Raw genomic sequence first — 25,127 nt, 5'->3', positions numbered from 1 at the left:
GACTCCATATGCTTCTTTAGAATTGCAACTGTTCTGCAATCCAGAAACAAAACTATCTGATTATTAGTTTTTAATAAACTACTGGTTTTCCAAATTATGACACTGTATATACTTCTTTACCTGTCAGAACCGTAGCTGCTTACAATTATAGACCTGCCTGTTTTATATATGAAACTTCCTTCTTCAGGTAGAAACGAAAAATTTGTAGTAATGTGTTTATAGCTTTAGCTGGTGAAGGAGATAATTGCAGTTGATGACTTTCTCAACAAGATCCTGTAAAACGTAATAATATTGATTTGAAGCTTCGTAACCTATTCGGGAATCTCTGCTGCATATCTCAAACAATTCGGAAGCAAGTTGTATTTCTTGTTTTAATATATGGCGCAACTCTTCTCTAATCTTAATTTTATCCGATGATGAAAGATCCTTTTCCAATAGCTTATCCCGGTTAATAATGTAAGCAACCTGGTTGGCAACCGAAGCAAAATGTAAATATGCTGCTTTAGCGATATCCTCATCAGCCATAGCGATGATTCGGTGTGAACTGTCAGCCATTGCTATTGCCTGTTTAAAGTACTTAAGCCCATCTATCCAACCATCCGCAACCTTCTTAAACTGTTGCGCAAAAATGTTTGCAGGATACACGCCTTTCCAACTTTGTAAGTCATCATATGGAAATCCAACCATAGTTGCTTTATACCCTGTTGGTTTTTCGTATAGCAAATTTGCTGGTCCCAATTGTTGAGGTGCGTTATATAATGTATGACCTCCATACGGGAATTGCTCAAATGCATTGCTGAATGCCGTCCATGCCTTACGTATTGCCTTTACAGCAGACCTCCCATACCTTTCTTCAGCAAGTTCATTCAACATTTCTTCCTTTGAAAGTTCCGAATGATTGGAGATACGGTCGGCAATTTTCAGGGTGGGAGAAGGATAGCCTCCAAGAGACCAGCTTAGCATTAACCCATCGGTTTTTACATCTGAGAGCGCTGTCATATGCCGCATAACAAGATCAGGCACTGGCAACCAGGGCACAGAAGAAAGCTCCCACGTATTATTTACCTGCACTTTAGCCATTGTTTTTAGCCCCCTTTCTTTAGCCCATTTCCAGTTCTGTAATGCCCTTGGTCCCGGACCTACCGCAGATATGGAATATTCACCCACTTCTGAGTTCACACCTCCGCGCTCGATCGGCTTGGCCCATTCGCTGACAGACATAAGATATACATTATCGGGCAAAGCCGCAATTACATCCGGCGCAAGCCCGTGATTATGCCAGCCCCAATCCCATACTATTACTTTGGCATCAGGATTACCTTTATGAACGCCTTCTTCTATCATACGGTTTACCCCACCTATAATTTCAGCATAGCTTCGCCTGCTGCAACGCTCGCAGCCCTTCTGATTTCCGTGTGATGCGCAATTGGTAAAATTTTCTGAGGCTGTTATGGTCAGCACGCCTCCTAATCCGGGCACATTCGAAAAAACATATGCCAACGCGTCTCTCATCCAGTGTTGAACTTCTTCACTGCTGGTACACATCGCATAATAGTTTCCTTCTCTTGTGCCTCTCATTGGGGCTCTGTTAATAAAAAAGGTAGAATCCATTGCTCTCGGCTCATTAATGTATAGATAAATATCTATACCGTATCGTTTTGCTCGCTCAACAATCCTGTTTAGATTTTGAATACGTAATGCATGACCCTCCCCAAATTCAGGAAATAAAGTACCACCCGGAGCAATTTGATTCAAAACCACGTGCATCCATATTCCATTAACTCCACTTTGAGATAGTTTTTCCATCAATCCGTCTGGGTACAAATCCTGCAAGGTGTCAGAAAGCGGATCACCATAAATACCAAAATAGGAATAAACGATTCTAGGGCTTTTCTCTTTATCCGATGGATAAACATTTGTGTTCTTTTTTCCGGAAGCATCCCTTAAATCTTCAATAAATTGAAATGGAGGAAAAGTATTTTGCCCCCGAAAATATTGTTGAGCAATACGCTTTATTTTTGACGCACTTCTGATCGCATTTTTATCTGGGGCAGTATACTTAAGTTCCTCAATCTGGGGTTTTAGATTGCCGAGCTTGATAAACAAAGCATCATCTTCCTTTAAAGCCACGGACAGTTCATTACTGTTCATGTTAAGCAGTATAAGCAATTGAGCGTAGGGTAATAGATGCCAGTTTCTTCTGATAACGGTTATATATATACGCCGGTCAAAGTCTGGTACATTGGGCTTATACGGAGGAAGTCCCATGGAAGCAGCCATATTAATAATATCTTCCGCATTACATCCAATTGTTTTTCCCATTATTTCAGGGTCAACAAGATTCCAGTTCCTCCATACAAAGGCATACAATCTGTTTGGCAAATGTTCAGTTGGTATTGCCGGGGGATAACTTCCTAAAGGCAGTGACTCCTCCTGACCTAAGATGGACTTACAGCACAGCAACCCAAGAATCATTAAAAAAGGAATCATTTTTTTCATAACAAAAATTTTGAGCTCATTGAAACCTTCTTCATACAGGCAGATCATTTCAGAGGGAAAAGTCATTCTGCATCCCAAATACAGGCTTTCTTCTTTTCCATTTTCCTCTTGTAAAGTCAGGTATTAAAACCGGCTGTGATCCTTTGGCAATAGATTTTTCCGAGAGCGGTCGCAGTACCGACCACATGGCTGCGTCATATACATCCATCAAAAAGGGTTTTCTGTTGATCACACAATCTACAAACTCTCTGATTATAAAATAGTCCATACCTCCATGACCTGAAGATTCCGCTTTATCGCCATATTTTTTCCAGTAAGGATGGTCGTGCTCGCTGAAATATTTTGCTGCGGGCTCGTATTCGTGGGCACGGGGTGAATGCTTCTGAAGATATATCCCTTTAGCATCTTCAGTCCAGATGCCCTCACTTCCCTGTACACGAAAGCCTAACGAATAGGGTCTCGGAGAAGAAGTATCAAATGTCATTTTAATTACTTCCCCATTTACACATTTGATAAGGGTAGTAACTACATCCCCGCACTTGAATTTCACCTTTGTATTAGGATGCGAATTTCCCCCGTTTTCTACAATATACTGGTGTAATCCTATAGCAGGGGTGGCCATAGAAACCAATTGTGCAAACTGGTTTCCCCGGGTGATATTTAAAATATTTGACAGCGGCCCTGCACCGTGTGTAGGATACATATCTCCATTATGTGACACATAATGTGGTGTTCTCCATCTTGCTTCATTAATTCCTTTTTCCCCGAATTCAACACCATGCCCGGTCATATGCTGACCGTCATTAAATAAAACCTCTCTCAGATCATGCTGATACCCGCATTCCATATAAGTAATGTTACCGAACAGATTTTTTCTTGCCATGTTTAGTACCGCCATTACGTCTCTCCTGTAACAAACATTCTCCATCATCATATACGGTGTTTTGGTTTTTTCCTGCAAATTTACCAGCTCCCATATTTCCGGTACCGTTAGCCCGGCTATTACCTCGCAGCCTGTATGCTTTCCGGCTTTCAGGCTTGCAAGTGACATCGGTAAATGCCATTCCCACGGAGTGGCTATAATTACAGCATCCACATCATCTCTTGTTACAATCGTTTCAAAATCATTTTCTTTTAGATAGTAATCCGGGCTTCCTGATCCGGTATCTTTAATGATCTGTTTTGCATTGTTGATGGCGATCTCATTAATATCGCTAATGGCTACAATTTCACTATGCCCCTGTGACACCGCTTCTTTCAACAAACCACTGCCTCTCATGCCTAAACCAATAAAGGCAAGCCTGGCTTTGGGCGACTGTTTCTTTGTTCCCGCTAATATCATTTTGTCCTTAAAGACTGCAGCTCCGGCCCCGATAATAGTAGCATGAGCTATAAATTCTCCTCTGTTCATACTAGTATGCTTAATTAAATAATATAGTAGCTACTACTCTGTTAATCATGAAACAACAAAGGGTAAACGTGAAATCTCACTTTTCACTTTTCCCAATTGTTTGCGACCCAATAGTCTTAACTTACCACTACTTCCACGTACTTCGTAAAAATCTTAACCAGTTGCCATGAAAAATATTTTCGATATCGGTTTGCGCATAACCGCGTTTTGCAAGTAATCCTTTCAATTGTTGCAGGTCAGCAATGGTATCTATATCACAAGGTGATTGTTCAAGGCCAAACATACCATCGAGATCACTGCCGATGGCAATATGATTGCTGTTGCCCGCAATCTGGCAGATATGATCGTAATGATCAATCAATGTATTAAGCGTAATATTTTCTTTTTGGGGATCATGTTTGCCGCGTATCCAGCCGGGCATCAGCATCCATGTGTCCAGCCCCCCCCCAATCACAGCATTCCGCTCTATCAATATCTTTATCTGTTCATCAGTAAGCTGGCGCTGGTGCGGCACTAATATCCTGCAATTATGATGGCTCGCCCATATATGTCCTTTGAAGATATCAACAGCTTGAGTAAATGCTTCGTCAGTAAGATGTGTGACATCAAGAATAATATTAAGCTCTTCCATTTTTTTCAGCAAATCCACACCGGCATGTGTCAGCGGACCTTCCATGCCTGTACCCGGTGAATATCTTCCCGGTCCGTAATGTGCAGGTCCGAGCGCACGCAAACCATTTTGCCAGGCTTTTTCAAGATAGGAGAGGTTAACAAGCGAATCAGCGCCTTCAAGACTAAGTATAAAACCAACAGGCTTTTTTTCATCGCGAATAGCATCATTATTCCATAGTTGAATATGCTTTTCCAGTTCTTCAGCATTGGTGATCTGTACCATCTCTCCCTGCGTTTCCATAGCTTTATACCAGGCGAGCTGTCCCTGCGTTTGCGCCCATGCCTGCTCGGGTGAATGCCAGCCGGGAAGTGTACTGTCCTCCGCCACAAACCTTGCTATCTGTGTGGCAACCACAAGTCCTATTTTCCCTTTTCTTAATTCAGGCAATGATACCGTGCCTTTACCACGGTCTGGTTTGTCAGTAAGTTTTTTTTCTCTTGCTCTTATCTCGGTTGCCGTTCTTTTAAGATCCCGGTTCCATTCAAGGGCATTCATTGAAAGATCAAGATGCGCGTCGATGATCAACATACTATATACTTTTCTTTGCCTTTAATTTTTTTCTGGCTTCTATTTTTTTCTTTACGATATTTTCCGGGTACTTAAGCCCGAGCGCCCTTATATCGTAGCTGAAGTCGGTAAACGTTTCTTCCCAAAGCTTAGCTTCTTCAGCGGTATACTTGTAAAACCCATGAGCGTTTGCAACACCTCTGCCACCTTTTTTCACTATATCATCAATCAGCTTCGGAACCTCTGTTCCATTATTAAGGGTCGGAAACAGGTCCTTCATTACAGTGTGGTAAGCGGGTACGCCTGTTAAGTCCATCCAGCGGAAGACACCAACCAGTGTCATCCAGTAGCCTGCGTTATTTCTACAGGCGCGATCAACATCTTCAACTGTGGCATAGCCGTTTTCTACAAGCGATATGGCTTCGCGGTAAGCTGCATACATAACCCTGTTGGTGACAAAGCCTCGTATATCTTTGCGAACAAGTGTAGGCTCTTTTCCCCAGTTGCGGGAGAGCTTATATAAATATTCTCCCTTCTTAATATCGCTTTTATTGCCGCAAATAATTTCAAGAAAACGGGTGGTATGCGATGGCTCTGCCCAATGAAGTCCAAAAAACCTTCCAGGCCTTGTGGTTTGCTCCTGCAGTAAACTGATAGGAATAGCAGAAGTATTGCTTGTCATTAACGCATTAGGAGATATAACATTTTCTATCTTTTTATAAACAGCCTTTTTTATGTCTATGTTCTCAATAGTACATTCAATTACCAGCTTGCATTTTTTTAGATCAGTATAATTTTCTGTAATGATTAAATTTTTAAGGTAATGGTCAGATTGTTTTTTAACAAGTTTTTCTTTAAATGATCTTTTAAGATGCGCGGTAATGCGCTTTTTTGCAAGTAGTAAATCAGCAGGTATTGGTGCAACAGCTATTACTTTGTGTCCGGCTATTAAAAGACAGGTTGCGATACTGCATCCCATCAGTCCTAACCCAACAACACCTATACTGGTTACATCATTTCTATTTCTCAAGGCTTTATTCATTTATATTAAAACATTTTCTATCTAAAAATCATCCTGCTATAATAATATAGAAGTACTAAAAAAACTATGATCCTCTCCGGATACTGCTTTTGCACGGTTAATATACGGCCCTGCCTCCTGATAAATCAAAGGTAAATCCGGTTGTAAAGCTGTTTTCAGGTGATACAATGAATGCTACCATATCCGCCAGCTCTTCCAAAGTTCCGCATCTCCTCATTGGTATTTTGTCTGTCATGTACTTCACCTGGGTTTCAGGCATTGCGTCCACAAGAGGTGTTTGTATCACAGCCGGCGCAAGGGCGTTAACAGTAACACCTGTTTCCGCATACTCTTTACCCTGTACTTTTGCCATGGCAATAACAGCAGCCTTGGAAGCTGAATACGCAAGCATGCCTGCATTACCTTCCTTGCCCGCAATGGAAGCAATATGTAAAATACGACCATAATGATCAGCCAACATATGGGGCAACACGTACTTCGACATTAAAAAGCTGCCTGTAAAATTCACATCGAAAACAGACTGCAGGTCGCCGGTATTTACTTCATGGCTTTTCATATTTGTAGCTCCTGTTATCCCGGCACTGTTTACCAGTATTTCCACTGAGCCAAACTGTTCAACAACTCTTGCTACATTTTTTTTAACTTCATTTTCATTTGTGACATCAGTTTCAAATACTTCACAATTACCTGTCAATTGCCCCGAGAGTGCCGACAGCTTTTCCCCTTGCTTATCAAACAAAGCAAGATCCACTTTTTTTTGTGATAGTCTTTTTGCAATTGCGATACCTAACCCCGAAGCAGCGCCTGTTATTATTGCAGCCATATAATTAGTATTTTTTGATTTCACTATTTATTGCAATACTAAAAACTGTAAATCATATTTTCTTTAGACAACCGGTTGCGCTGATTTTTTTCAGACAACCGGTTGTCTTAATATTTCGCTTCATCTTCTTTTCTGTAACTTTAAAGAAATATGGTTTTATGACATCGCGGAAGGTCACCATTATTGATATTGCCAAACGACTTAATATTTCAAAGTCTACGGTATCCAGGGCACTAAGTAACCATCATAGCATTGGGCTGAGGACTAAAATGCGTGTAACACAGTTGGCATCAGAATTGAATTATGAGCCTGACAACAGAGCGATCTTTTTTAAGCAACGTAAAACTTATCTGATCGGCTTAATATTACCTTCCTTTTCCAATACTTTTTTTGCATCCATACTAAGCGGCATTGAAGATGTGGCATATCAAAAGAAATATACTTTACTGCTTGGACAATCAAGAGATGACCAGGAAAGGGAGAAAAGTATCATTGAGAAAATGAAGGATCATCGTGTGGATGGTATGCTCATATCTATTTCCAAAAGCACTATTAGTTATGAACATTTTAAATTACTGGAAAAAAACAATATACCCGTAGTCTTTATTGACAGAATACCTGAAATGCAAAACATCCATTTCTTTGCCTGTAAACTGGAAAATGGTATGATAGAAGCAGTAAATTTTTTAGTTAAGAAGGGTCATAAGATAATTGGACTGATTAACGGACCTGAAAATTTTTCTGCCAGTAAAGAACGTTATAACGCTTACCATAAAGCGTTGAGAAAAAATAAAATAAGAGTTGATAAAAAATTAATTATTAATTCCGATCTTACCATTGGAGGTAATGTAGCTGCTTCAAAAAAGCTTCTTACACTTACAAGGCGACCAACAGCAATAATAACTTTTAATGACTATGTTGCTCTCGATGCTATAGATTATTGTAAACGGCAAAAAATAAAAATTAATACTGATATAAGTTTTGTAAGTTTTGCCAATGAGGCTATCTGCAATTATATGGATCATCCTCCAATAGCGTCTGTAGAACAGTTTCCTTATGAACAAGGGAAAAAAGCAACAGAAATATTATTGGATATTCTTGAAAAAACAAAATCGGAAGGAAATATAAAAGAAAAGTTCTGTAATTCCCACCTCCTATCTCAGCTCGTTGTACGAAAAGGTGTTTAAGTATCACTATTGAAGAACCAAACGGGTACATTTAAAATTGTCGCAATAAAAAAGGTAAAGTTAGAGAACCAAATCAAGGTTACCGTGACAGAGTCAGCTTTTATGGCATTAGTGCAAAAGCGTTATGTCAAACTTCAAGCTCTTAACAAGATTAATAGTTTTTATGATTACCAAATATTATTGTCCGAGATAAAAAAGCTAAAGAGTGGAATTACTCCACCCTTTTATATTATAATTGTTCTGCTAAGAAACTTATAATATGGACAAATCTACAGATTTTGTCGGACAGCCGATATTTACCCAGATAATTTTAAGGCGTGTTTGAGTCACTCTTAAGTGATGTTAGTTCTATTTTCCTAAAAATTATTTCGGCTCCTTCTGATTGTAATTGAATTTTTCCTGAAGTTGGACTTACATTATATGCATAATTTACAAGTGATCCATTAAGGTATATAGCTATAGTATTGTCTCTCACAAAACATTCGATTTTATTCCACTTTCCGATTGATTTTTCCTTGTCCTTTTCTCCACGAAATCCTTTTACATCTTTCCATTGCGGATCCCTACCATACCAATTTACCCTTCCCGTTAGAACAGTTACAGGTTTTCCAGCAGGATCAAATACATAACAGTTATCCTGTTTTTCGGCACCTGCCGTAACAGTAATTTTAAAATTGTCTGTTCCATCACCTACCACAAGAAGATCTCCGGTTCCGCCCTCAATAATTTGACATTCGATTGAATGCATCCATATTCCTCCAACTTCTCCATCACTTCCTTTTGAATGCAGTAAAATTCCACCATCCATAGCTTTATTTTCCCGGGGATGATATGCCTTTCCCGTCCATTTATATTCTGCTAAAAGTTTATAATTGTCGTATTCTTCATTAGTAGTTAAACATCCCAGCTCCTCTCCTGAAATGTGTAGTAATTTGTTTTTTACAGTGAATACTTGCTTAGGGTCGTTATTACGACCCTTATTTTTCAAAAAAGTATACCATCCTTCGAGATTCTCTCCGTTAAACAATTGGATAGATTTATTTTTCTTAGGAATTTTTCTGGAAACTGTCTGTTGACCAAAAATGCTGTTTAAGGAGCTATACCAAAGGTTTATTAGTATAAGCATACCTATCAATCTTATTATTGCCATATTTTATCATATTTATTATAAATAACAATAGTACTTATTTTAACTTCTTAGCCACGCCGATATATTATGAAACACCCGCCTGTTTATTGCCATAAAACCTCAACGATTTAAACAACAATTACCCTAAAGACACGCTCGTTTCGCACCTTTATGTTCACTATCTTCACAATCGCTTTATATTACCTTTTTGAAATAATAATAATCAGATCATTTTTAGGTTCTATAGTCAATGTCTCCGACATATTTATCTTTCTGCTTCGCTGATAGCCTTCAATTTCAGGTGATCTCAATTTTACTTTATTAGGTTCAAGCCCAAGCCTTTTCCAATCCAATTGGAGCTTCACTTTTTCCTTTTGATTGCTCCAGCTACCTAAAACAATCAACGCACTCCCTGATTTTACATATGAAGTTGCCTTTATTTGTTCATTATTTGTTTGCACCAACGGATGTGCATCCCAATATCCTACTATCTTTGAATCAGAAATACCAAATTCATCCCACAATTTCCACATAGGATAAAATCCCCTGTGAGTCATCGCGTATATCATTCCTCTCTTATTATTCACACTCATATGCATTAGAATATCATTGGGTATACCGAAAGGAATGCCGCTTACTTCTGTTAGCCAAAAGTCGGCTGGCATCAAATCGAAATTGAAGCCTTCGCCGAACCAGGTCTTATCGATATAGGGAAATATCTCCATGTTTTGATTAGCAGAACCTAATGAAAAGGCTGTATTGGAATGCAGATCAATCATACAACCGGGCTTAGTCATTTCCATCACTCGTCGCATTCTTTGAATAATATGACGATCAAACGAAACGTCATCTAAATATAGCCCATCAATATCCATATTTTTCATCAGCCAATTCAGTCCTTCGATATAATAATTGTACCAGCGCGATTCGCTTCCATTAAGTATCGCCGCATCTGCATCTCCATTGCCCAGGTGCGTATACCATTGCGGAGTATAATGGTTAACAAGATGTTCCTGTAACCACTGATAGCCTCCACCGCGCCCGCCTGCCAATACTTCGTTGCCAAGGCTCCTGAGTGCCCAGATTTCCGTTAGATGATTGCTTAATTCCCTTACAGTATAATAAATTTTCACCTTCCAGTTTTTTTTATGCCATTCTTCAACGATCTCTTTCATTTTCTTTTGTGCAATGAAAGGATAGTTGATATACGGATTGAACTCAGTGGCATGGTGGATGTTCATCACGTTGCCACCATTAGCTATAACTTCCGGCGTAGGAAATGTGCCGTGATAATAGCGATTAAAGAACTGCTTTTTTGTATCGAAAGGTTTTACGGGTGTGATCAGTAATGCAAATTCATATTCAACTGATTGACCTGCATGCATATCTCTGGCACCACTATAAGCACTGGCAGTTACAACGCTATCGTTTGAATCTACACGAAAGCCTCCATTCATACCATTGTACCAACTGGCCGGAGGATTAGGTTGGTAAAGATTCAATAATGGTCCATGATATTGTCCGCCTCTTAATTCACATTGAACTCCTCCTAATGTATTGCCTATCCAGAAACTATCCTCAGTTTTAATCCAACGCGAAATGTGACTGGGAGGTGTGTATCCTCCCATACGCCCCATGCCCACCATATAAGTAGCAAATTCTTTTTTAAAAGGTATCTCCAACCGGATATCCTGGATGTAAATGGATTTTTTTGCTGTTAACTTGTACCGATAATGCATTCTTCCATCAAACTCCATTTTAGCAATGCACTCCACAAAAAAGCTATCACTTTCAGAGCTTGTTCTCCAGGAAACTGAACCAGGTTTCTGCTCTACAAACTCCAGCGGCTTATATTTAAGCAGGTGGAGTTTATTATTTACTTCAACAGTAAAACGCATTGGCGTTGCAAGAATGTTATTTGCCAACGGAGTCTGTATCAATGCCGGTAATCCTGTAGAAGATAATTTAACTGTTTTACCGGTCGCTACAATGGACTCATTATGTAACTTCAAACTTTCGTAATCAAGTGTAGGTTGATCAGCTATTCCTAAGGTGGAATTGAGCCAACGTAACCGGGAGTGTCTCCATGTTTCTCCGTCGCCACGATCAGCCAATAATTTATTTTCTATCTGTAAGTGCACTGGAATAATTTGTTGCCCGGCATTCTGAGTTTGTACACTAATATTGCCTTCGTAAATCCCAGGTATGGCATTGGCAGCAATATCCACACCTATCCATAATGGCTGAATACCATCTTTCGAAAGATCTATTTTTTTAGTAAAAGACTTCCCCCTGGTATCTACTCCATCCGTGTTGAAACAGGTAAAAGCACTGGCAGGAATTATGTTTCCATCTTTATCTTTTGTATCGGAAAAGATCAGCTTTATATCCCGCAGATTTTTTTGTGCGGCATATACCGCAATTTGAAATGTATAATATTCATTTTTTTGAGCAATCCCTTTGAATATGCTGCCTGGCGATTGCTTTATCCAACGAAGCGGCAGTGCATCCAACATCCTGACAGGATATGAGCGATCTTCAGGAAAAATCAGGAAATCTGATCGATACTTTTGAAGATATGTGCTTACTTCTATGTCCGTAGCCGTTACTTCCATTGGATAGAACGAGTGGAATGCGCTTCTTGCCTGAATCTCATTAACCATAGCTTCCATTACATTATTTAAAACTTTTCTGGCAGTGGAAAGCTTATGCTTTTGAACCCATGTCTGATCGGGCCCAGGTTCCGGTTTAAGGTAAGGGCCGGCGGAATATTGTTTTAATTCAGGCTGATAGGGTAAATAATAAAAATAGTAAGTTCCAGCCGTGTTAACCGGACCAAATACTACTTCGCATCTTTCCTGGTTTATTTGCATCCTGAAAATATTCCTAATCTTTTCTCCTGTTTTAGCATTCACAACTATAAATTGCCGGCTTTCAGGATTTAAATCATGCCTGCGCCACAAAAAATCTATATGTACTGCATCGGAAGATTGTTCAACATTAATGATGGCTCTGTGATTGCCAAGATTTTCGTCCCACGGTTCATCAGGAACGGAGTACCTGACCTCTGCCTGTTGAGTATATCCGGAATAATGCCACAGCAAATTCACCAATAGAAAAGTTAATATTGATTTGTAGTTCATAAACTGTCTAAATCTTTTCAGTTATTATCTCTAGGCCTTAATTTATCTGTCGTTTCAAAAATTTTATTTAACATGAATAGAATAAAGTTTGGCATTGCTCATTTTTATGCGGAATACTATTTTTTTACCTTTAATGCTTTGTAATCCTCTTTGATTCTGCCAATGTACTTTAGTAGCTACTGTATCAGAAGATACAGGGATGCAATTCTCGAATGAGAAACCTTTTAAAAGTTTAAAATTTTTTGCATCGAGTAGCTCCACCAGAACTTCTCCGCCGGTAGCATCAAGATTTAGCCAGATATTATCACCGGTAAAGTCAATAGCTTTAGTTATAAGCAATCCAGGTTTATTTCCGGCATCAATCGAAATAAAGCCATCCAACCGTAATTTGGATAATCCTATGCCACCATTAACTCGCGACAAACGGCTAATTCCACCATCGTGTGTTTCTGGCTGTCCTAAATAGTAAAACCAAACCTGTTCATCTTTAATGATAGGATGCGCTGCCATCAAAATATTTCCGCCGTCAAAGTCTTCCTTGCTTCCCAGTGATAGAAAGATATCTCTATTTCCAGCCCGGTTCCATTTGTACCCATCTCTGCTAGTTGCCAGTTCAGGATATAATAGTCCTGCAGAGTTATTACGCAGGCTCCCTGTTTGGTCGAACATACATGGCATGCCTATATACATTCCTTCATAGTTAAATACCGCCATGCTATAGATATCTGTATAATACTGATTAGGATTATCGTACTGCGCAGTAGGGTAAAGTCTGTTTGAATCAGCTTTGGCAGATACATTACGTTTAGCTCCGATCTTCTGGTCGAGTTCATCAGCATGAAATACTAATTCGGGTATAGTCCACTTAATGAAATCTTTGCTCGTGGATAAATATACACAACGATGATTATTTGGTTGAATTGGTCTGCCATCAATCAGTTTTTCCCGTATTTTACCCGGCAGAAATCCCTTACAATAAAATCGATATTCTTTAGAAATTTCATCATAAAGCAATTGAGTTTCATCGCTGGCTTTAACTCCTTCCTCTACAGGATTGCTCCAATGAACCCCGTCAGAAGAAAAAATAGGATGCCAACTCATTACGCCATTTTTATACTGGTTAAGCATTGCTTTATATCTCCGATCTGCAACAGGTTCATTTCTATCATATATGGGTCCGCTGATTAAGCCATTAAGCACTATATTGTTTTCTTTAGATCCATAATAAGATATCGTTCTTGTGAAAGGTTTTTCCCAATTAATTAAATCACGAGAAGTAGCAAGACATATAGCCATGCCAAAATTATACTCCTCTACTCCCCCACTCCCCTTCGGACCTAATTTGCCTGCAGCGTTATACCAGATTTTCCATATTCTTTCTTCGTCTATCCATTGCGGGCCCTGTCTGGTCTGCACCATGTTGTTTTCCCAGGGGTAACTGCCTGCAAGTACCGGATAATTTGAATATTTTTTTGGTTGATGAAGCGTACGCTGTAAATTTTCTAATGTATCAATCCAGTAGTCATCTACAAATAAGATTTTGTTTATCGTATTCCCACTTTGAGAAAACGTCCGATCAGCATTCATTAAAAAGAGAATTAACAATGAATATGTTTTCAAAAAATGAGACTTTGTAAAAAAAGAATGGAGTATGGAAGTAGTTATCATTATTCAGATAATTTTAAGCAAATAGCGCAATTAGAAGCAGAAAGGCAAGAAGCCTTTCTGCCGAATGTGTTTAAATAGAAGAAATTATTTAGCCAATATAATTTTTAGGGTCCAAATTCTTTCGACTTGTCCGTCAGCGGCGATAACTTTATATTGCCGAGGGAGTGAGAAGTCGCCAGGCGTACCCATTTTAGGAGCCGTAGCTACTGGTTCTATCCTGGCAGCAGTGGATATATTTGTTTTACATACCAAATATGATGCGGTCACTTTATCCCGTTCTGTTTGGGGAGTAAATTTGTCTGAAGATGGCACTGTAACAGTTGCTATTATAGAATCTGTTGGTGCTCCGGGAGTACTTTCTTTTAACTTGAACTCTTTGTTAGATACAGGCAATTGAACTACTCTTACCAAATTACTTCCATCAGATGAATGACTGTCTGAATCAAGATAACGATATTCGAAAAAAATATCTGTAATTTTTGCATCAGCAAAAGCTGGGAGATCTTTGTTTAAGCCACTTTTAAGACAAGATGAAAGTATAAACACAACTGTCGGTAATACCAATATGTTTACTTTTAAATATTTTTTCATATACAATTTTTAAAATAATACTTTACCAGTTTTCGTTCTGAGCTAACATTTCGTTGCGCTCTATTTGTCCCTGAGGAATTGGGAATAGGTAACGTCTGTTCGCAGTAAATTTTCTTTGATTCTGATTAAGAAACACCAGATGCTGCACGCTATAGCCGGTACGGTTTTCATTGATTTCTATAAAAGTAGCCGGTTCAGTTAACTCAGGAATATCTCCAGAAGGGGCTATACCATGATTAGCATCCCCACCATATTTTCCCCAACGGAGTAAGCTCCAGTAATAATCAAATTCTTTAGCAAGGTCAACCCTCCGTTCCCTTTTGTAGTCAATCCAGGCCTCTGTAGCGGAACCGGCAGTGGATGGTGGTAGCTGACCATGCAACGTACGAGTAACATTAAGAGACTGAACTGCTTCAGCTATTTTTCCCTGTCTTAATAAAGCCTCAGCCTTATTAAGGTAAACCCGGCCTAATCTAAATACCACCCAATGATAGTCTGTTGGCACGCCTGCGGCCACTCTGGGACTAACATTATAAACTCCTTTACGCCAGAGATAATTAGAAGGGCTCATGTGCGGCCCCAATGCACCATTGGTGAGCCTATATAAATTACCTTTCACTTTCATTGAAATGGATTCACCAAACCATGTACATGAATCGTAAACGACACTAGCGTAAAATCTTTTGTCACGATGCTGATACATTAAAGCGCTTACATCACTATTGCCGGTTAAGCGACCTGTGTCTTCAATTATACTACTGGTAGGACTGATTCTGGTAACATTGTTTGTAAATTGTGAAGTCTCATTCCACTTCACGGCTTTCAGGGGATCAGACTGGTCTATTACCAGATAATCATCTACCAGGTTCTGTGAAACACCCCACCAGGTCCACCCAAGAAAAATACCATCAACTTTAAAAAATGGATAACCCCCACGAGCCGCCACAGATCCATTATTAGTATTAGGCATTACGTTCTGTAAATCACTTATGTTTTCACAATTCGTATTAACCTTGCTGCGATAGATAGCAAAAATAATTTCAGGTGAATTTTTTTTTGTTTCATTGAACATGCCCTCGTAATCACTCTCCATTGAATATTTACCACTGTTAATGATGGTATCAGCTGCGGCTATCGCTTTGTCATAATAAGCATCATTGCCAGAGTAAGCTGCTGCTTGCAAGGCAACCTCACTCTTTAATGCGAGGGCAGCATAACAACTGGCTTTCCCCGCTTTGGCAGTCTTTGGAAGTCCGGGAATCGCAGCATCAAGCAGTTGTATAATCTTGTCATAGGTTTCTCCCACGCTTGAAGTAAGGGGTAGCTTAAAATTATCATCAGGTGTTAGTAATGTATCTATCCACATTACTCTTCCAAACTTTCTGGCAAGATCAAAATAAGCCATAGCCTTCAGGAAACGTGCTTCAGCAACTAACTCCTTTTTATCTGAATCTGTTAATCCTGCAGAAGAAGGGGCTTTATTTAACACAAGATTGCAACGTCTGATATTGCTGAAGCGATTGAAACCAAAATCGGAATACCTGTCAAAAGTTTCAAGTGCTACATTGCTGCCATTACCCGCTGCATTCACGACACTGTTGGTGGTATACGCATCGAACTGCACATGCGAAGGAGATGTTGAATAAACGCCCAGAATACTTGCATAAGCTCCATTAATAAATGCATCTGCTGTAGCACGTGAGTTCCATACAGTGTTTTCATCAAATTTGTCAAAAGGCTCTGTATCAAGAATATTTTTTTTACAAGACAAACACAATAGAACGTTAATTGTGAATGCAGTATAAATCATAACTGAGGTTTTCATTGTAATGTTTTTTACAGTCAATAATTAAAACCCTACATTGATAGAAGCAGAATATACACGTTGAGTAGGATAGTCGTAATTGTTTGTACTCCCTGTTTCAGCATCCATGTAGTACTTATTAAGGGGAGAGAAAGTAAGCAGGTTTGTGCCACTCAAAGTGAGCCGTAAATCGGAAATAAACTTAACATTTCTCAGTAAGCCTTTCTTGAAATCATAACTGATTTGAAGGGATTTCAGCCGAATATACCTTCCATCTACTATCCAAAAATCACTTGTTGCTATATTATTGCTTCCATTGTTTGCTACCGAGATAGGACGAGGGAATTGAGCATTCTGATTTGTAGAGGTCCAGTAATCCAGTTGAAAGAGATATATCCGTGAGGTTTGAATTCTATCACCAAGATAGACGCTACGGCTACCACTTCCTTGCCATAACATGTTGAACATCCAGCTATGATATCTTAAGTCTAAAGTAAACCCGTAGTTAATTCTTGGGAAAGTATTTGACCCAATACGCCGATAATCTGCATTATCTATTTTACCATCTCCATTAGTGTCTTCATACCAAATATCACCAGGCGCTAAAAGACCTGACACGTTATTTAGTGTAGGATTCATAAGAATATCCTGGGCACTTTGGTAATAGCCGTAGGCATGTAATCCGGAGCCGTAATAACCAGTCTGATAAGTAGTGCGGGTATATGGGTTTTTGAGTGTAGCGCTGTCCTCGTTAGGGTTCACTTCCCATAATTGGTCAAATTTCACAAAATTTATACCTGCATTATACTCTAAGTTTCCAATCCGTCCGTTATAACGGAGGCTAAATTCATAACCGCCCCGCCTAAATGCGCCGTTAGAATTCACCGTGGGCAAACTTGCACCTAATGGATCAGTGTAACTGACACCGGAGGGAGAAGCCAGATAATTAGTTGTTCTATTGTAGAAGTAATCAAAAGTTCCGCTTAAGCGATTATTTAAACTGGTAAAATCAACACCAACATTGAATGATTCCTGGGAAAACCAGGTGATATCCGGGCTTGCAAAACCCGGATTACCGAAACCTGGAACCAACTGCCCGTCTATTACGTAAGCTTGTGTATTGATACTATACCCTGGTATGTAGTCAAAATTACCAGCATTACTGTTTTGACCAATAGTACCATAAGATGCTCTCAACTTTAGATAATTAAGTATATTCTTCTGGTTAAGCAAATCAAAAAAATTCTCTTTAGAAATCAGCCATGCCAAGGATCCCGAGGGGAAAAATCCCCATCTTTTATCTCTTGGAAAGAGATTGCCATTGCCATCGTATCTGAAGCTTCCCTCAAAAAAATATTTGCTTTGATAATCGTATTTCAGACGGCCGAGATAGGCTGCTCTTGCACTCTCGGACGATGATCCATTATTTTGCATACCCGCATTAGGACCGGCAAACAGTTGATCGATATTGAACAGATAACTGGATCGGGAAGCGCTCAGATTTTCAGAATAGCCATAATTCTCCTCATACCCACCAAGAAGTGAAATTGTGTGTTTTTTAAGAAAAGTGCGGTCATATCCTAATAGAGCCTGTAATGTATAAGAATAACCACTACCTGCGCTGGCAGAAAGATTGGGTGTGTTTTGTGCTAACGGTACATCACTACCAATACTGTATTGTGGTGCTGTAGCCGACCAGCTTTTATTCCAGCTTTGATCCTGTCTGAAATTACCATTTACTCTAACTTCAAGCCCCCCAATTTTGGGAACAGACCAGGTAATATTTAATAAACCGTTCAGATTTCTATTTTCAGTACGATTATAGCCAGAACGGGGATCCATCTCTACAAGTGGATTATCGGCGCCTGCTGCATACCTGGTTTGTGCTTCATCAGCAAAAGCAGACTCATAAGGACCTCGATTCTGTATATGCCCCCATATAAAATTATATCCTGTGCCATACTGGCTATTGGGGAGTCGCAATTCTTCCGATACGCCATAAATGCCTAATGTTGTTTTTAATCCTATCTTTTCGAAATTGCCCGTCACGTTTATTCTATAATTATAACGTTTGAGCCAATTGGTGTTAAACTTGTATAAGGTTCCTTGATCAAAATAACCGATAGAACCATAAAATTGCAATTGTTTGTTACCTGCATTTACAGAAATATTATGTCTTTTTTGAGGTGCAAATTTTTTAAGCGTAAGCTTTTGCCAATCTGTATTTGGATAATTTAAAGGATCGGTTTGATCCCGGTATGTCTGAAGCACTTCCTCAGAAAATGGGAGAGGTTGACCTGCATTAGCAAATTGCTGATTTATTGATAAAAGCACTTCATAGCTTGTTAATTTTTTATCTAAGATTGTAGGCTGACTCAAATCGTAAGAGAAGTCATATCTGGCTGACATTTTACCAGCGCTCCCTCTTTTGGTAGTAACTAAAACCACACCTCCTCCGGCTACCAGCCCATAAATACCGGCAGCCCCTGCATCTTTAAGAAAACTGATATTTTCAATATCATTGATATTCAGTGTTCGAAAATCGAACTCACTTGAGATAATATCATCAATTACATAAACAGGCGTCTCGCCGCCACGAATTGAAATAGTAGGCACTTTACCCGGTCCACCGCCACTGCTTGTTACAATTAAACCAGGTACTCTGCCAGCCAAACCATCGCCCAATGTTGGAAGAGGAAGGTTAGTGAGGCTTTCACCTCTGAGCGTTGACACTGCAGCCGTATTTTTTCGAACGCTTGTTTTACCATAACCTATGATCACAGTTTCATCAAGATTTTGTCTTGCTATTTTCATTACAATATTGATGTTATTCCGTTCTCCAATCAATACTTCCTGCATCTCAAAGCCGACAAAAGAAAACACGAGCCTATCGCCTTTATCAGCAGCAATGACGAACCTTCCATTTTCATCTGCTATTGCAGTCTCATTCCTTCCTTTTACTTTAATGGTTGCCCCAGGCAGAACATTACCATTCTCATCCATAATCTTACCGCTAATCTCTGTAGGAGGCTGCGGATACTCCATAACCACATCCGTGCTAACATTTTCCTTTTTTGTTACTACTATTGTTTTTTTTATGATAGCATAATTGAATGGTTGATCTTTAAAGCATGCATACAGTGCCTGCTCAATGGTAGAATTTTCCAACTCAACAGAAATTTTTTTAGCGTCTTTCAACAATCGTTCATTAAAAAAAAACTGATACCCACTTTGCTTACCAATTTCTAAACAGACCTGTTCGAGTGACTTTTTTTTGACCTTCAAGGTAATTTGCTGACTGAATCCTATAGCACTTACTTGGAGGCATGCTGACAGAAGAAGAAAAGCAGTTAACTTCATAATCAACAGCGCTTTGGTTAATTTTCCCGTGGAGGCCATCAATTTACTGACATAATTTGGCCACCCAAAGGGAAAAGGAAAATTTAATTCCATACCTTTGTTTTGTTTTGGGTTAAATGAATAAAACAGTTTTACCAATTGTCTAAAAAATTGACCCAAACTCTCGCCAGTAGTGCTTCACCACTCCTGGCTTTTTTGTGTCAACTCATTTTTTCAAAAACAAAAAAATTTGTTTTCTTATTTTAGCGTTTTTAAGGTTATGGGTTAATGGTAAGCACATTCCCTGAAATATTTGTTCTCACATCACTATACCTTAGAATTTTTACAAACTCTGAAAGATTCACATCACGTGATATTTCACCTGTAAATATTTCAGGTGGAATTCCTTTAGGATAGGCAACCTGTATATTATACCAACGTTCAGCCTGGCGCATCATAGACTGAATATCCGTTTTGTTAAATTTAAAAATGCCATTTCTCCACGCCATAACTTCATCCATAGCAATATTGTTTCTAATTTTTATATCGCTTGTTACTATAGCCTGCTGACCAGCATGCATTACAGGAGATTCTTGCTGATCTTTCATGACTTTTATAGAACCTTCAAGCAAACTCACTTTAATAAAAGCCTCATCTTCATAAGCGTTTACATTAAAATGTGTTCCTAAAACTGTTATCACTGTTCCACCTTTGGATACCTTAAAAGGAATTGACTCATTATGAACGACTTCAAAATATGCCTCACCGGTAATAGTTACTTTTCTTTCCTTTCCGGAAAATGCAACAGGATATGAAATGGATGAGCCGACATTCAACCACACATGTGAACCATCGCTTAATTTTAAATCTATTACCTTACTTCCTTTGGGATTAGTAAGCGTATTGTAAACTGATTCTTCCGAATTTCCTGAATAAACAATGTTTCCATCAGCTGTTTTCGTAAGCTGTACGCTGCTTTGCGAAATGGCAGTTAAATCATCAACAGCAATAATTTTACCATCAGCCAGAGTAATAGTAGCTTTTGTGAATTTAGGTGCTTCAATATCGTTTGTAGGTTTAAAATTTGTAACTTCAATAATGTCAGCCTGCTTTTTAGGGAAATTTGTCCAGTAAATTAAGCCAGCAAGAAAAAAAACAGATGCCGCAACAGCCACCCGAAACCAAGCACGTTTATATATTGGAGTAACCCGTAAATATGAAATTTTGTGCAATACTTTCGCATAAATTCTTTCTTCAAAATCTTGTAATCTGTTGGGATGATTCTCAGCAATCCACTGGCTTACCTGTTCATCATTTTGCAGTACTTCAAAGAACCGCTGATTAGCTTCAGATTGCATCCTCCAAGTTTCAAGAACAAAGGTTTCTGTTTCTGTAAGCGATCCTTGCAGATATTTATATAAAAGTGAAGCGATTTGCTGCTGTTCTGTCACGATAAAATCATTACTAAGGATAAAATTTCCGGACGAAAACCTATCGCCCAACATATACTACAACATGAAAAGTAAATCCAACTAAAAAATGTAACAGAAAATTAAGAAAAGGTTAAATGGTGGTCGCTAAAAAAATTCGTGTAAGGCTAATTCTAACCAAAACAAAGTTGCTGAAAAAAGGAGTTTATCAGCTAAAGCACTTTTCAAAAAGCGTATAGCATTGGCTTTTTGGTTTTGGATAGTTTGAGTATTGAGATTTAGCCGAACGGCTATTTCAGAAGGCTTTAGCCCTTCTACATACGACAACATAAAGATTTCTTTCATTTTAGGAGGCATCTGTTCCACCTCACCATATATCAGTTTCAGTAACTCTTCCTGAACTTCTTCTAAAATAAAATAGGGTTCAGCATCTTTATATAACAAATCATCTAATTCTTTCTGCCGAACATTTTTAACTTTAAGCTGCTTTAGAAAGTTAATACAGGAATTTTTTGCTGCTACATGTAAAAAAGCCCTGATATAGTCCAATGTTTCAAATCTATCCCGATTATTCCACAATTTAAAAAAAATATCAGCAGTTAATTCTTCCGCATCTTCGGTACTTCCAATCCATTTTTGAACAAACCGGAAAATAGGGAGGTGAAGTTGTTTGTATATAATGAAAAACGCATCAGAATCTCCCTTCGCAAAACGCTGGATTAATTCAAGCTGGTTATGATATGTAGATTTTGGTTTCAAAGCACTAATGCTTTAAAAATAAAAAAAAATCAAATTTTGTTCTTAAAATATTTTACTGTTGAGGAACAACTTCTGATCATCAATATTTAGCTACTATTTTTGTTTTAAAAGACTCGCAGTATAACCCACTAATAAACCTATATAGGAAACAAATAATGAAAACTTATACTACAAGATTTTCTGTATCTTACATTTCTTGATAGAAAGTTAATACTGGAGTTTACACTAAATGAAATTGCGTCTACTTTAAGTATCACCACACATACGGTCCGAAATCACCTGGGATCGTACACTTAAAGTGTAAAAGCTAATATTTAATCTAATCTGACATCCAAGAAGAGTTATAGTTAATATTACAAATTCTCACTAAAATATTTTTTCCTGCAATCCACTCCCACACGCTACAGAGTGGGTTGCAGGAAAAATATAAACTGTCTGACAACAAGTAGCTAAACTCAACGGAGTTGTGGATTCAAATACTGGTCAATACACTTAAAGTTATCATCAATAATATGAAAACTAATTCATTTTTGTTTTGGATTATTATGGGATTGGTTATTCCAATTTAAAGAAGATGTTCATAAAAATGAAGATGCCCATCAAATATCAAGTTTTATCAAATTTAAATTTCGTTATTGTTTTTCTCTTTAAACTAATAAAATCATTTAATAATACTAAAATTTTTTACCTTCGAAGAGCTCTTCAAATAATCGGTGCGTAATTCGGTGAGAGTGATTTTATAGAGACTTCAAGAGATTGAAAATGAATTAATTATAGAAGACTTTCGAATCCTGTCCTCCCGACTTGACGGGACAAAGTAGAAAAATCTACTTTTGTCCCGTTTTTTATTGCTCCTAACTCCTTATTTATCACATTTATATATTTGTATAAATTCATTACGACGGGCTTTACTATTAAAGCCTTAAAATAAAAAGAGACAGATATATCATCCATCTCTTTTAATGCCTGTCCCTACAGACTTTTATTGATTTTCAATTCTTTAACGGTTCAAAATATTCCATCACTAACTCTGGAACATTACCCATGCCTAACGCTACCAAACCAGCGCCAGCTTACACTACCTTGTTTCCACATAATATAGAAAATCATCTTCATAACCAGGTAATTTGCCTATAACGTGATTTCTTATAAACATATTAAACTGCTTTTCTATAAAATCATTATCTGATTGGTTAATTTTGAATCTTGTATTAGTTTCTAAAAATTTTTTTATTCTGTATAGATCAAATCCGTCAAATCTACCTTTAGGACCAAAATCAATATCTATCTCGCCTCCATCATACTTAAAAAAACAACCACGCCCATGAAATCGAAAATATATATTCTCAACAAATCCTTCTTTAGGAATAGTTTCAAGAACACGTGCCCGCATCAAAGTTTCATTTACTTGGTAGTAATCAATTAATAATCCACAAACATATTTTGCGCAGGATAAATAATCTTTTATTACATCCATTAAATCAAAATCATTATTATTCTCCATTTGCCACCTTATTAATTAATCTATTATCCAACCTACTGCCCATAAATGATTCAGAATATTTATTTAATATCTCTACTTCATTCTTGTATCCATATGTATCCATTGCTTGTTGTAATGTCAGCTCTTTATATTTAACGGGCATATTTAATCTTGATGCAGCCTCGACGCGGTGATGACCATTTAAAATATACTTGTTTCCATTATTAACATACACTTCGATCGGATCAATATCAACACCCTCTTTCATTAACTTCATAATTTTCCCAACATCCCTTGAATCTGCTTTTCCACGTAATGATTCAAGAGCTCGGAACTCTGATGCGTTCGCGCTTTTAAAGACTGCTGACGATTTTATAGTTACATTCTCTAATTCAGCAAAATCCCTTACTCCTTCATTAAACAACCTGGCAGCTTCATCTCCATTATTACTCACTGTTTTAAGCACACCATTTACATATGCCCGTTCCGAGAAAGTCAACGCTTTCAACCATGTACCTCCAGCTCCACCAACTATGTTTACCGTACCACTAACGTAATCACCCTCATATATTTGATACATTCCATTCAAAACCGCAGCTTCAGGAAAAACTACAGACGCTGCTTCATTGGTGATTTTATATGGCCGCGTAAAATAATCAACAGTATTCGTTAAATCGTTTACTTTTTGATTTGCAACAATGGTACTTCTTGCATGGCCTTGTATTTGTTGAGGAACGCTTGCTTCTCCAGATTGACCGGATGCCAATCTTCCTACAGACGCTACTTCATTTTGCAATTTTGAAGTAGCCATCCATTTTATAACAGGAACCATAAACCACAGGTCTTCTTTTCCATCCAAGTCTATATTAGTAATCGGACTATTTCCCGCATATTGGTATGGACTATACCAGGGGAATGATTTTGTCAGCGGGTCCACACTCAAAAACCTCCCCAGCCTGTCATCATATATCCTCATACCATAATCATACTGGTGGTATTTACCGTTTATCTCGTATATCCGCTCCTTGCCGTTAAACTTATATTTGTATGACTCTCCCGTGCCCGTATATATCCTGCCAGGCATCTGCATTCCAAACGGCGTGTAATCCGCTGCAGTACCCATTACAGACTGGTAGTACCACACATTGCCGCCTGAGTTTACAGGCAAATGCCTGTCTGCCAGCGTTGCATTTACGCTGCCAAGATGATTCGCTAATTCAAAGAACTTGTTTCCTCTTGTAAATGTAATCAAATATCCTGTTCCAAGATTGGTATAGCTGTCTGCCTGGTAATTCGGTCTCGGCTGATCCATATCCTGCTCACGGCTTACCTGCCCCAAACGGCTGCTGCCCTGCCTACCGGCAGGCAGGCGTACATATAATGCTCCGCAAGTATCAGCGGCGTGCTGTTAATATTACTGCCCGTGGTTTTGTAGGTAGCCATCAGATTGCCCTGCGCGTCTCTTACATACCAGTAGTAAAAGTCATACGCCGATGTTGTAGTGGGGTTATACAATATTATTTTTGCTACCTTTTCCCCTGAAGGATCGTAGTAAAAATGCATCCGCCGCATGTTGGAGCCTACTCCAAGCCTCCCCCAACCCCTCCAAAGGAGGGGAGTTGTAACACGCTGCGGTATT

17 protein-coding genes are annotated in these 25,127 nt (G+C 38.6%); 1 reads left to right on the top strand and 16 read right to left on the bottom strand.

The annotated features are described in order from the left end of the window. Positions 1-216: 216 nt before the first annotated feature. The 5 genes from DC498_RS08260 to DC498_RS08240 all read right to left on the bottom strand — a co-directional run bounded on the left by DC498_RS08260 (position 217) and on the right by DC498_RS08240 (position 6,955). Positions 217-2,499 (bottom strand): hypothetical protein, encoded by a 2,283-nt coding sequence (locus DC498_RS08260; RefSeq protein WP_116873700.1) that lies wholly within the window; start codon positions 2,497-2,499, stop codon positions 217-219. Between the two features lie 49 nt (positions 2,500-2,548). Next, positions 2,549-3,910 (bottom strand): Gfo/Idh/MocA family protein, encoded by a 1,362-nt coding sequence (locus DC498_RS08255; protein ID WP_116873677.1) that lies wholly within the window; start codon positions 3,908-3,910, stop codon positions 2,549-2,551. A 127-nt stretch (positions 3,911-4,037) separates the two neighbouring features. Next, positions 4,038-5,111, bottom strand: a complete 1,074-nt coding sequence (locus DC498_RS08250; RefSeq protein ID WP_116873676.1) for a dipeptidase — start codon at positions 5,109-5,111, stop codon at positions 4,038-4,040. Between the two features lies 1 nt (position 5,112). Next, positions 5,113-6,120, bottom strand: coding sequence for a 3-hydroxyacyl-CoA dehydrogenase family protein (locus DC498_RS08245; RefSeq protein WP_240627925.1), 1,008 nt, complete (start codon positions 6,118-6,120; stop codon positions 5,113-5,115). Between the two features lie 109 nt (positions 6,121-6,229). After that, positions 6,230-6,955 (bottom strand): SDR family NAD(P)-dependent oxidoreductase, encoded by a 726-nt coding sequence (locus tag DC498_RS08240; RefSeq protein WP_116873674.1) that lies wholly within the window; start codon positions 6,953-6,955, stop codon positions 6,230-6,232. A 158-nt stretch (positions 6,956-7,113) separates the two neighbouring features. Between DC498_RS08240 and DC498_RS08235 the strand changes: the two genes are divergently transcribed. Further along, positions 7,114-8,142 carry a LacI family DNA-binding transcriptional regulator gene (locus DC498_RS08235; protein ID WP_116873673.1) on the top strand — a complete coding sequence of 343 codons (1,029 nt, stop codon included), beginning with the start codon at positions 7,114-7,116 and terminating at the stop codon, positions 8,140-8,142. Between the two features lie 310 nt (positions 8,143-8,452). Here the strand turns inward: DC498_RS08235 and DC498_RS08225 are convergent, their stop codons facing one another. From DC498_RS08225 to DC498_RS08175, 11 genes are all read right to left on the bottom strand, one after another. Further along, on the bottom strand, positions 8,453-9,292 hold the full coding sequence (locus DC498_RS08225) for a 3-keto-disaccharide hydrolase (protein WP_116873671.1): 840 nt from the start codon (positions 9,290-9,292) through the stop codon (positions 8,453-8,455). Positions 9,293-9,471: 179 nt separating this feature from the next. Continuing rightward, a complete protein-coding gene (locus DC498_RS08220; RefSeq protein ID WP_116873670.1) occupies positions 9,472-12,414 on the bottom strand; it encodes a glycoside hydrolase domain-containing protein in 2,943 nt (980 codons plus the stop codon). A gap of 63 nt (positions 12,415-12,477) precedes the next feature. Then, positions 12,478-14,034 carry a hypothetical protein gene (locus tag DC498_RS08215; RefSeq protein WP_133176796.1) on the bottom strand — a complete coding sequence of 519 codons (1,557 nt, stop codon included), beginning with the start codon at positions 14,032-14,034 and terminating at the stop codon, positions 12,478-12,480. 132 nt (positions 14,035-14,166) lie between these two features. Continuing rightward, positions 14,167-14,673, bottom strand: a complete 507-nt coding sequence (locus DC498_RS08210; protein WP_116873668.1) for a DUF5018-related domain-containing protein — start codon at positions 14,671-14,673, stop codon at positions 14,167-14,169. A 22-nt stretch (positions 14,674-14,695) separates the two neighbouring features. Beyond that, a complete protein-coding gene (locus DC498_RS08205; protein ID WP_133176795.1) occupies positions 14,696-16,498 on the bottom strand; it encodes a RagB/SusD family nutrient uptake outer membrane protein in 1,803 nt (600 codons plus the stop codon). A 24-nt stretch (positions 16,499-16,522) separates the two neighbouring features. Continuing rightward, the gene (locus DC498_RS08200) at positions 16,523-19,930 is read right to left on the bottom strand and encodes a TonB-dependent receptor (RefSeq protein WP_133176794.1); all 3,408 of its coding nucleotides are present in this window, start codon (positions 19,928-19,930) and stop codon (positions 16,523-16,525) included. Positions 19,931-20,094: 164 nt separating this feature from the next. Then, complete coding sequence (locus tag DC498_RS08195; RefSeq protein WP_165813793.1) at positions 20,095-21,267, bottom strand: FecR domain-containing protein; 1,173 nt, start codon at positions 21,265-21,267, stop codon at positions 20,095-20,097. A 126-nt stretch (positions 21,268-21,393) separates the two neighbouring features. Further along, the gene (locus DC498_RS08190; protein ID WP_165813792.1) at positions 21,394-22,005 is read right to left on the bottom strand and encodes an RNA polymerase sigma factor; all 612 of its coding nucleotides are present in this window, start codon (positions 22,003-22,005) and stop codon (positions 21,394-21,396) included. A 1,078-nt stretch (positions 22,006-23,083) separates the two neighbouring features. Next, entirely contained in the window at positions 23,084-23,509 is a 426-nt protein-coding gene (locus DC498_RS08185) for a DUF6896 domain-containing protein (RefSeq protein WP_116873663.1), read from the bottom strand. Continuing rightward, entirely contained in the window at positions 23,499-24,800 is a 1,302-nt protein-coding gene (locus tag DC498_RS08180; RefSeq protein ID WP_133176793.1) for an RHS repeat-associated core domain-containing protein, read from the bottom strand. Before DC498_RS08180 ends, DC498_RS08185 begins: the two co-directional genes overlap by 11 nt. A gap of 14 nt (positions 24,801-24,814) precedes the next feature. Further along, the gene (locus DC498_RS08175; protein WP_116873661.1) at positions 24,815-25,051 is read right to left on the bottom strand and encodes a hypothetical protein; all 237 of its coding nucleotides are present in this window, start codon (positions 25,049-25,051) and stop codon (positions 24,815-24,817) included. Between the last annotated feature and the right edge of the window lie 76 nt (positions 25,052-25,127).

This window comes from Terrimonas sp. (assembly GCF_003075435.1).
Taxonomy (GTDB): domain Bacteria; phylum Bacteroidota; class Bacteroidia; order Chitinophagales; family Chitinophagaceae; genus Agriterribacter.
Note: the sequence above shows the minus strand (reverse complement) of the source record. Positions and strands in the feature narration are given on the sequence as shown.